Here is an 8,230-nt window from a genome sequence, read left to right on the forward strand (position 1 = left end):
TGGGGTGTTTTATGACGTACGCAGTGGAGTTTGGCAACGTCTCGCGGTTGTACGGTGACGTGCGCGCAGTAGATGGCGTCAGTATTGCGATAAAAGATGGTGAGTTCTTCTCTATGCTGGGGCCGTCCGGCTCCGGCAAAACCACCTGCCTGCGCCTGATTGCTGGCTTCGAACAGCTTTCCGGCGGGGCTATCTCTATCTTTGGTAAACCCGCCAGCAATCTGCCACCGTGGGAGCGGGACGTGAATACTGTCTTCCAGGACTACGCACTATTTCCGCATATGTCGATTCTTGACAACGTCGCCTATGGTCTGATGGTCAAAGGCGTGAATAAAAAACAGCGGCATGCGATGGCGCAAGAGGCGCTGGAGAAAGTGGCATTGGGGTTTGTACAGCAACGCAAACCGTCACAACTTTCTGGTGGTCAGCGCCAGCGAGTCGCCATCGCCAGAGCACTGGTGAACGAACCGCGTGTGTTATTGCTGGATGAACCGCTCGGCGCACTGGATCTCAAATTGCGTGAGCAGATGCAGCTGGAACTGAAAAAACTGCAACAGTCTCTCGGTATCACTTTTATCTTCGTTACCCACGATCAGGGCGAAGCGTTATCGATGTCCGATCGTGTGGCGGTTTTCAATAATGGACGCATTGAGCAGGTCGATTCCCCGCGCGATCTCTATATGCGCCCGCGCACGCCGTTTGTTGCCGGGTTCGTTGGTACATCGAATGTTTTTGATGGACTGATGGCAGAGAAACTTTGTGGCATGACGGGAAGCTTCGCCCTGCGACCGGAACATATCCGCCTCAACACCCCTGGTGAACTGCAGACCAATGGCACGATCCAGGCGGTGCAATATCAGGGCGCGGCAACACGTTTTGAACTGAAATTGAACGGCGGTGAAAAACTGCTTGTGAGTCAGGCCAATATGACAGGCGAAGAACTGCCTGCCACGCTCACGCCCGGACAACAGGTGATGGTTTCCTGGTCGCGTGATGTGATGGTGCCGCTGGTTGAGGAGAGGTGAATGGCGATGAATGTATTGCAATCACCTTCACGTCCAGGTCTGGGTAAGGTGTCCGGTTTCTTCTGGCGTAATCCGGGGCTGGGGCTGTTTTTACTGCTGCTTGGCCCGCTAATGTGGTTTGGCATTGTCTATTTCGGCTCGCTGCTGACACTGTTATGGCAGGGATTTTATACCTTTGACGATTTCACCATGTCGGTAACGCCGGAACTGACGCTGGCGAATATCCGTGCGCTGTTTAATCCGGCGAATTACGACATCATTCTCCGCACGCTGACTATGGCTGTGGCAGTCACTATCGCCAGCGCCATTCTGGCTTTTCCAATGGCGTGGTATATGGCGCGCTATACCAGCGGGAAAATGAAAGCGTTTTTTTATATTGCGGTAATGTTGCCGATGTGGGCGAGCTACATTGTTAAAGCCTATGCCTGGACGTTATTGCTGGCAAAAGATGGCGTGGCTCAGTGGTTTTTACAACATCTTGGGCTGGAACCACTGCTGACTGCGTTCCTTACATTACCTGCGGTGGGCGGCAATACGCTGTCAACTTCCGGGCTGGGGCGCTTTCTGGTGTTTCTCTATATCTGGCTGCCGTTCATGATCCTGCCCGTGCAGGCGGCGCTTGAGCGTTTGCCGCCGTCATTGTTGCAGGCGTCGGCTGATCTTGGCGCGCGTCCACGGCAAACCTTTCGCTATGTGGTGCTGCCGCTGGCAATCCCTGGTATTGCCGCTGGCTCTATCTTTACCTTTTCACTCACACTGGGCGATTTTATTGTTCCGCAGCTGGTTGGCCCTCCAGGATATTTTATCGGCAATATGGTTTATTCCCAGCAGGGAGCGATTGGCAATATGCCGATGGCGGCGGCATTCACCCTGGTGCCGATTGTTCTCATCGCACTGTACCTGGCGTTCGTGAAACGTCTGGGAGCGTTCGATGCACTCTGAACGCGCACCGTTTTTCCTCAAACTGGCGGCCTGGGGCGGCGTGGTTTTCCTACATTTTCCCATCCTGATTATCGCCGCCTATGCGTTTAACACTGAAGATGCGGCGTTTAGTTTTCCACCGCAGGGCCTGACGCTGCGCTGGTTTAGCGTGGCAGCACAGCGTAGTGATATTCTTGATGCCGTGACACTGTCACTTAAAGTGGCGGCGCTGGCGACATTAATGGCGCTGGTGTTAGGGACGCTGGCCGCTGCCGCGCTGTGGCGACGAGACTTTTTCGGCAAAAACGCCATTTCGCTGTTACTGCTGCTGCCCATTGCGCTGCCGGGCATTGTCACTGGTCTGGCGTTGTTAACCGCCTTTAAAACCATCAATCTGGAGCCGGGATTTTTCACCATCGTGGTCGGTCATGCGACTTTTTGTGTAGTTGTGGTGTTTAACAATGTCATCGCCCGTTTTCGCCGCACCTCGTGGAGTCTGGTTGAGGCGTCAATGGATCTTGGGGCCAATGGCTGGCAAACCTTCCGCTACGTAGTGTTGCCGAATCTCAGTTCGGCGTTACTGGCAGGAGGAATGCTGGCGTTTGCCTTGTCGTTCGATGAAATCATCGTGACGACCTTTACGGCAGGTCATGAACGAACGTTACCGTTGTGGTTGCTCAATCAGCTTGGGCGACCGCGTGATGTACCGGTAACCAACGTGGTGGCACTGCTGGTTATGTTGGTAACAACCTTGCCGATCCTGGGGGCCTGGTGGCTAACCCGCGAAGGCGACAATGGTCAATAACCACTGATACAGGAATATGCTATGCAACATAAGTTACTGATTAACGGAGAACTGGTTAGCGGCGAAGGGGAAAAACAGCCTGTCTATAATCCGGCAACGGGGGACGTTTTACTGGAGATTGCCGAGGCATCCGCAGAGCAGGTCGATGCTGCTGTGCGCGCGGCAGATGCAGCATTTGCCGAATGGGGGCAAACCACGCCGAAAGTGCGTGCGGAATGTCTGCTGAAACTGGCTGATGTTATCGAAGAAAATGGTCAGGTTTTTGCCGAACTGGAGTCCCGTAATTGTGGCAAACCGCTGCATAGTGCGTTCAATGATGAAATCCCGGCGATTGTCGATGTTTTTCGCTTTTTCGCTGGTGCGGCGCGCTGTCTGAATGGTCTGGCGGCAGGTGAATATCTTGAAGGTCATACTTCGATGATCCGTCGCGATCCGTTGGGGGTCGTGGCTTCGATCGCACCGTGGAATTATCCGCTGATGATGGCCGCGTGGAAACTGGCTCCGGCGCTGGCGGCAGGGAACTGTGTAGTGCTTAAACCATCAGAAATTACCCCGCTGACCGCGTTGAAGTTGGCAGAGCTGGCGAAAGATATCTTCCCGGCAGGCGTGATTAACGTACTGTTTGGCAGAGGCAAAACGGTGGGAGATCCGCTGACCGGACATCCCAAAGTACGGATGGTGTCGCTGACGGGCTCTATCGCCACTGGCGAGCACATCATCAGCCATACCGCGCCGTCCATAAAGCGTACTCATATGGAACTTGGAGGCAAAGCGCCAGTGATAGTTTTTGATGATGCGGATATTGAAGCGGTGGTCGAAGGTGTACGTACTTTTGGCTATTACAATGCCGGACAGGATTGTACTGCGGCTTGTCGGATCTACGCGCAAAAAGGTATTTACGATACGCTGGTGGAAAAACTCGGTGCTGCAGTGGCAACGTTAAAATCGGGTGCACCGGATGACGAGTCTACGGAGCTTGGACCTTTAAGCTCGCTGGCGCATCTCGAACGCGTCAGCAAGGCGGTAGAAGAGGCGAAAGCGACAGGGCACATCAAAGTGATCACCGGTGGTGAAAAGCGCAAGGGTAATGGCTATTACTATGCACCGACGTTGCTGGCTGGCGCATTACAGGACGATGCCATCGTGCAAAAAGAGGTATTTGGTCCGGTAGTGAGTGTTACGCTCTTCGACAACGAAGAACAGGTGGTGAACTGGGCGAATGACAGCCAGTACGGACTTGCATCCTCGGTATGGACGAAAGATGTGGGCAGGGCGCATCGCGTCAGCGCGCGGCTGCAATATGGTTGTACCTGGGTCAATACCCATTTCATGCTGGTAAGTGAAATGCCGCACGGTGGGCAGAAACTTTCTGGTTACGGCAAGGATATGTCACTTTATGGGCTGGAGGATTACACCGTCGTCCGCCACGTCATGGTTAAACATTAAGGATAATATTGCAGATCGTAAGAGTATGAGAAGATCTTGCGTACTGTCAGAGCACTGATTTCTCTGACAGTACGTGCTGCGTGCAAAATCACTACATCAAATAAACCAGCCAAATCTCATAGAGATAAGAGTAAACAAACCAACAGCAGCAAAGACATTTATCAGTACTACAGTTCTACTGGAAACATTCATTTTTGCCACCTTTTATCATTGCCCCTATGTGTATAGTACGGGTTAAGAAAATCCGCAATAATACTCATTCTGAAGATGGATAAGGGCAAGTTGCTGTTTGATGATTTTTTCTCAAACTGGTGATAAAACTTGATGCACGTCAAAAAATGACGCATATTTGCGCGCGTTTTATTCATCTGGCTGGACGCCCGTACATGTCTCTCTATCAACACATGCTTGTTTTTTATGCGGTTATGGCAGCAATCGCATTTCTTATCACCTGGTTTCTTTCTCACGATAAGAAACGCATCCGTTTCTTAAGCGCCTTTCTGGTGGGGGCAACATGGCCGATGAGTTTCCCGGTGGCGCTGTTGTTTTCACTGTTTTAAATCTTACTCACTGGCTTGACGGCACCACGCAGACTTATATCATTTGGATGAATCGATAAATTTCACAAGTGGCTAAGGAGAAAGTATGTCGCATCTGGATGAAGTCATCGCGCGCGTGGATGCCGCGATTGAAGAGAGCGTCATTGCCCATATGAACGAATTATTAATCGCCCTGAGCGATGACGCGGAGTTAAGTCGGGAAGATCGCTACACCCAGCAGCAGCGTCTGCGCACAGCGATCGCCCATCACGGTCGCAAGCATAAAGAAGATATGGAAGCGCGCCACGAACAGTTAACCAAAGGTGGCACCATCCTCTGATTAAAATGTGCGCCTGGCCACCAGCCAGGCACCAACCACAAGTAAAATTGCGCCACAAATTGGGCCGATCAACGCCCGTAGTGGTACGCCATGGCTGCGGAAGATATCCAGCACCAGACCGCCAATCAGCTGGCTGGCGACCAGTGCCGCAATAGTTGTCGCCGCTCCCACATTCTGATATCCGCTGATACTGGCGAAGACAAAAAACGATCCCAGCAAGCCAGGTATAAGTGTCCACCAGCGCACGCTGGACACCAGTTCGCCAAACCCCGCCATGCCTTGTTTAAACCATAAAATAGAAACGAACAGCACAATTCCTACCAAAGAGTTCAGCAACATGGCGATGAGAATGGTAGAGGAGGTCTGGGTGATGCGCACCATCAGCGTGTTCTGGACTACCAGACCAATTCCGGCGGCAATCAAAAAAGCAAGGGTAAGCGACTGATTCATCCAATCGCGTCCGGTTCAGTGCGCTCGTCGAGTTGCAACTGCATAAATGTCAGATCCAGCCAGCGCCCAAATTTAGTGCCTACCTGCGGCATTTGTGCGGTGACGACAAATCCCAACGACTGGTGCAGATGCAAAGACGCCTGATTTTGCGATTCGATCCCGGCGACCATGACATGCTTCCCGCAATCCCGCGCTTCATCAATCAATCGGCTTAACAATTTACGCCCAAGACCTTTGCCCTGATGATCGGGATGGACATAAACCGAATGTTCCACGGTATGGCGAAAACCATCGAAACTACGCCAGTCGCCAAACGAGGCATATCCTGTAACGACGCCATCTTCTTCACTCACCAGCACCGGATAACCTGCTAAAGTCCGCGCTTCGAACCAGGCAATGCGGTTATCTGCATCCACCGTTTGGTCATTCCAGATAGCCGCCGTATACAACACGGCGTGGTTATAAATTTCCGCAATGGCAGCACAGTCGGCTTTGCGGGCAAAACGGATGGACATGTCTGGCCTCGATAAAATAATGATGATGATGTTATCAATACTATCGAAAACAGCCCGAAGCAACGGATTCCTCGATGAAATTATTGCGTGTTGCAGAGGGGATGTGACGGCTGCAAACAAAACCAATCCCGTGAGCCTGCTACTATTGATGGATTCATGCCAAAAGCACAGGAGAGCATTATGGGGCAACAAAAGCAGCGTAACCGCCGTTGGGTTCTGGCCTCGCGTCCGCATGGCGCACCGGTTCCGGAGAATTTCCGTCTTGAAGAAGATGATGTCGCCACACCGGGTGAAGGACAGGTGTTACTGCGCACAGTTTATTTGTCCCTGGACCCGTATATGCGTGGACGTATGAGCGATGAGCCATCTTATTCACCGCCTGTTGATATTGGCGGCGTGATGGTCGGCGGCACGGTGAGCCGTGTCGTGGAGTCGAATCATCCTGATTATCAGCCTGGCGACTGGGTGCTGGGCTACAGTGGATGGCAGGACTATGACATATCCAGTGGTGATGATTTGGTGAAACTTGGCGATCATCCGCAAAATCCATCGTGGTCGCTGGGTGTGCTGGGGATGCCAGGCTTTACTGCTTATATGGGCCTACTGGATATCGGCCAGCCTAAAGAGGGCGAAACGCTGGTGGTAGCTGCGGCGACAGGACCAGTAGGGGCGACGGTGGGTCAAATCGGCAAACTTAAAGGTTGTAGAGTGGTTGGGGTGGCCGGTGGCGCGGAAAAATGCCGCCATGCTACTGAGGTGCAGGGCTTCGATGTTTGTCTTGACCATCACGCGGATGATTTTGCCGAACAACTGGCGAAAGCGTGCCCAAAAGGCGTTGATATCTATTATGAAAACGTGGGCGGTAAAGTATTTGATGCGGTGCTACCGTTACTTAATACATCTGCGCGCATTCCCGTCTGCGGCTTAGTGAGCAGCTATAACGCTACAGAGCTACCACCCGGCCCGGATCGTTTACCTCTGCTGATGGCTACGGTGCTGAAAAAACGTATTCGCTTGCAAGGATTTATTATCGCTCAGGATTATGGTCACCGCATCCATGAGTTTCAGAAGGAGATGGGGCAATGGGTGAAAGAGGATAAAATCCACTACCGCGAAGAAATTACTGACGGTTTAGAGAATGCGCCACAGACATTTATCGGCCTGCTGAAGGGTAAAAACTTCGGCAAAGTGGTGATCCGCGTGGCGGGTGATGATTAAAGATACGACGGCGGCGTAAGCCGCCATAAAAATCCAGGCAAAAAGCTTATTTTCAGCTTTAATTAACTAACTACGTCATTGTTCTGCTGCTAATAACAATAAAGGTGAGTGGTTTATGATTATTCACTTTAATACCCCAGGTGAACTCCTTCTGCCATGCAGGCAGGGTTGGACAGAAAACACGCGAAGGAATTAAAATGCCTGGAACGGAAAAAATGAAACATGTCAGTTTGACTCTGCAGGTTGAGAATGACCTGAAACATCAGCTTAGTATTGGCGCACTAAAACCTGGCGCACGCCTGATTACTAAAAATCTGGCGGAGCAATTAGGTATGAGTATTACACCTGTGCGTGAAGCATTATTACGTCTGGTTTCGGTGAATGCGCTTTCTGTCGCACCAGCGCAAGCATTTACAGTTCCGGAAGTGGGGAAACGTCAATTAGACGAAATCAATCGGATCCGCTACGAGCTGGAATTAATGGCAGTTACTCTGGCTGTTGAAAACCTCACCTCGCAAGACCTGGCGGAACTCGAGGAATTGCTCGAGAAATTACAGCAGGCGCAAGAAAAGGGCGACATGGAACAAATCATTAATGCGAACAGGCTATTTCGCTTAGCAATTTATCATCGTTCAAATATGCCCATCCTGTGTGAGATGATTGAGCAACTGTGGGTCAGGATGGGACCTGGTTTACATTATCTTTATGAAGCGATTAATCCAGCGGAATTACGGGAACGTATAGAAAACTATCGTCTATTACTCGCCGCGTTAAAAGCAAAAGACAAAGAGGGATGCAGACATTGTCTTGCTGAAATTATGCAACAAAATATTGCTATTTTATACCAGCAATACAATCGTTAAATAAATATCCTCCGGCATAGCCGGAGGTTTTTCAAATGCGCCTATAAGGCTCTCTTACCAGCCGCGCCCTAACAGGCGCACACGATCTGACATTTGCATCCAACTTCG

At 51.2% G+C, this 8,230-nt stretch carries 11 protein-coding genes; 8 read left to right on the forward strand and 3 right to left on the reverse strand.

Going from position 1 to position 8,230, the window contains the following annotated elements; all coding sequences use genetic code 11:
- The first annotated feature begins 11 nt into the window (after positions 1–11).
- The 4 genes from ACJHYD_RS23595 to patD are packed head-to-tail and all read left to right on the forward strand — an operon-like array spanning position 12 to position 4,197.
- Positions 12–1,025 (forward strand): ABC transporter ATP-binding protein, encoded by a 1,014-nt coding sequence (locus ACJHYD_RS23595; RefSeq protein WP_001551095.1) that lies wholly within the window; start codon positions 12–14, stop codon positions 1,023–1,025.
- Positions 1,026–1,967 carry an ABC transporter permease gene (locus tag ACJHYD_RS23600; protein WP_001251315.1) on the forward strand — a complete coding sequence of 314 codons (942 nt, stop codon included), beginning with the start codon at positions 1,026–1,028 and terminating at the stop codon, positions 1,965–1,967.
- The gene (locus ACJHYD_RS23605; protein ID WP_000555471.1) at positions 1,957–2,751 is read left to right on the forward strand and encodes an ABC transporter permease; all 795 of its coding nucleotides are present in this window, start codon (positions 1,957–1,959) and stop codon (positions 2,749–2,751) included. The genes ACJHYD_RS23600 and ACJHYD_RS23605 overlap by 11 nt, the downstream gene beginning before the upstream one ends.
- 21 nt (positions 2,752–2,772) lie before the next feature.
- The gene (patD, locus tag ACJHYD_RS23610) at positions 2,773–4,197 is read left to right on the forward strand and encodes an aminobutyraldehyde dehydrogenase (RefSeq protein WP_001163882.1); all 1,425 of its coding nucleotides are present in this window, start codon (positions 2,773–2,775) and stop codon (positions 4,195–4,197) included.
- A gap of 96 nt (positions 4,198–4,293) precedes the next feature.
- Here the strand turns inward: patD and yncL are convergent, their stop codons facing one another.
- Positions 4,294–4,389 (reverse strand): stress response membrane protein YncL, encoded by a 96-nt coding sequence (yncL, locus tag ACJHYD_RS23615; protein ID WP_001303494.1) that lies wholly within the window; start codon positions 4,387–4,389, stop codon positions 4,294–4,296.
- A gap of 194 nt (positions 4,390–4,583) precedes the next feature.
- Here yncL and ortT point away from each other — a divergent pair, with 194 nt between their 5' ends.
- Entirely contained in the window at positions 4,584–4,757 is a 174-nt protein-coding gene (gene ortT, locus ACJHYD_RS23620) for an orphan toxin OrtT (RefSeq protein ID WP_000061178.1), read from the forward strand.
- An 85-nt stretch (positions 4,758–4,842) separates the two neighbouring features.
- Positions 4,843–5,076, forward strand: a complete 234-nt coding sequence (gene ydcY / locus ACJHYD_RS23625) for a DUF2526 family protein YdcY (protein ID WP_000018633.1) — start codon at positions 4,843–4,845, stop codon at positions 5,074–5,076.
- Here the strand turns inward: ydcY and ACJHYD_RS23630 are convergent, their stop codons facing one another.
- Together ACJHYD_RS23630 and ACJHYD_RS23635 are read right to left on the reverse strand one after the other, a co-directional pair.
- Positions 5,077–5,526 (reverse strand): DMT family transporter, encoded by a 450-nt coding sequence (locus ACJHYD_RS23630; protein ID WP_001076531.1) that lies wholly within the window; start codon positions 5,524–5,526, stop codon positions 5,077–5,079.
- Positions 5,523–6,041 carry a GNAT family N-acetyltransferase gene (locus tag ACJHYD_RS23635; RefSeq protein WP_001445699.1) on the reverse strand — a complete coding sequence of 173 codons (519 nt, stop codon included), beginning with the start codon at positions 6,039–6,041 and terminating at the stop codon, positions 5,523–5,525. The genes ACJHYD_RS23630 and ACJHYD_RS23635 overlap by 4 nt, the downstream gene beginning before the upstream one ends.
- Before the next feature lie 180 nt (positions 6,042–6,221).
- On the opposite strand from ACJHYD_RS23635, the gene curA reads away from it, so the two are divergent.
- A complete protein-coding gene (gene curA / locus ACJHYD_RS23640; RefSeq protein WP_001445700.1) occupies positions 6,222–7,259 on the forward strand; it encodes an NADPH-dependent curcumin/dihydrocurcumin reductase in 1,038 nt (345 codons plus the stop codon).
- Between the two features lie 197 nt (positions 7,260–7,456).
- On the forward strand, positions 7,457–8,122 hold the full coding sequence (gene mcbR / locus ACJHYD_RS23645) for a GntR family transcriptional regulator (protein WP_001119576.1): 666 nt from the start codon (positions 7,457–7,459) through the stop codon (positions 8,120–8,122).
- Positions 8,123–8,230: the final 108 nt, after the last annotated feature.

The organism is Escherichia sp. WS1368, from assembly GCF_046487485.1.
Lineage (GTDB): Bacteria > Pseudomonadota > Gammaproteobacteria > Enterobacterales > Enterobacteriaceae > Escherichia > Escherichia coli.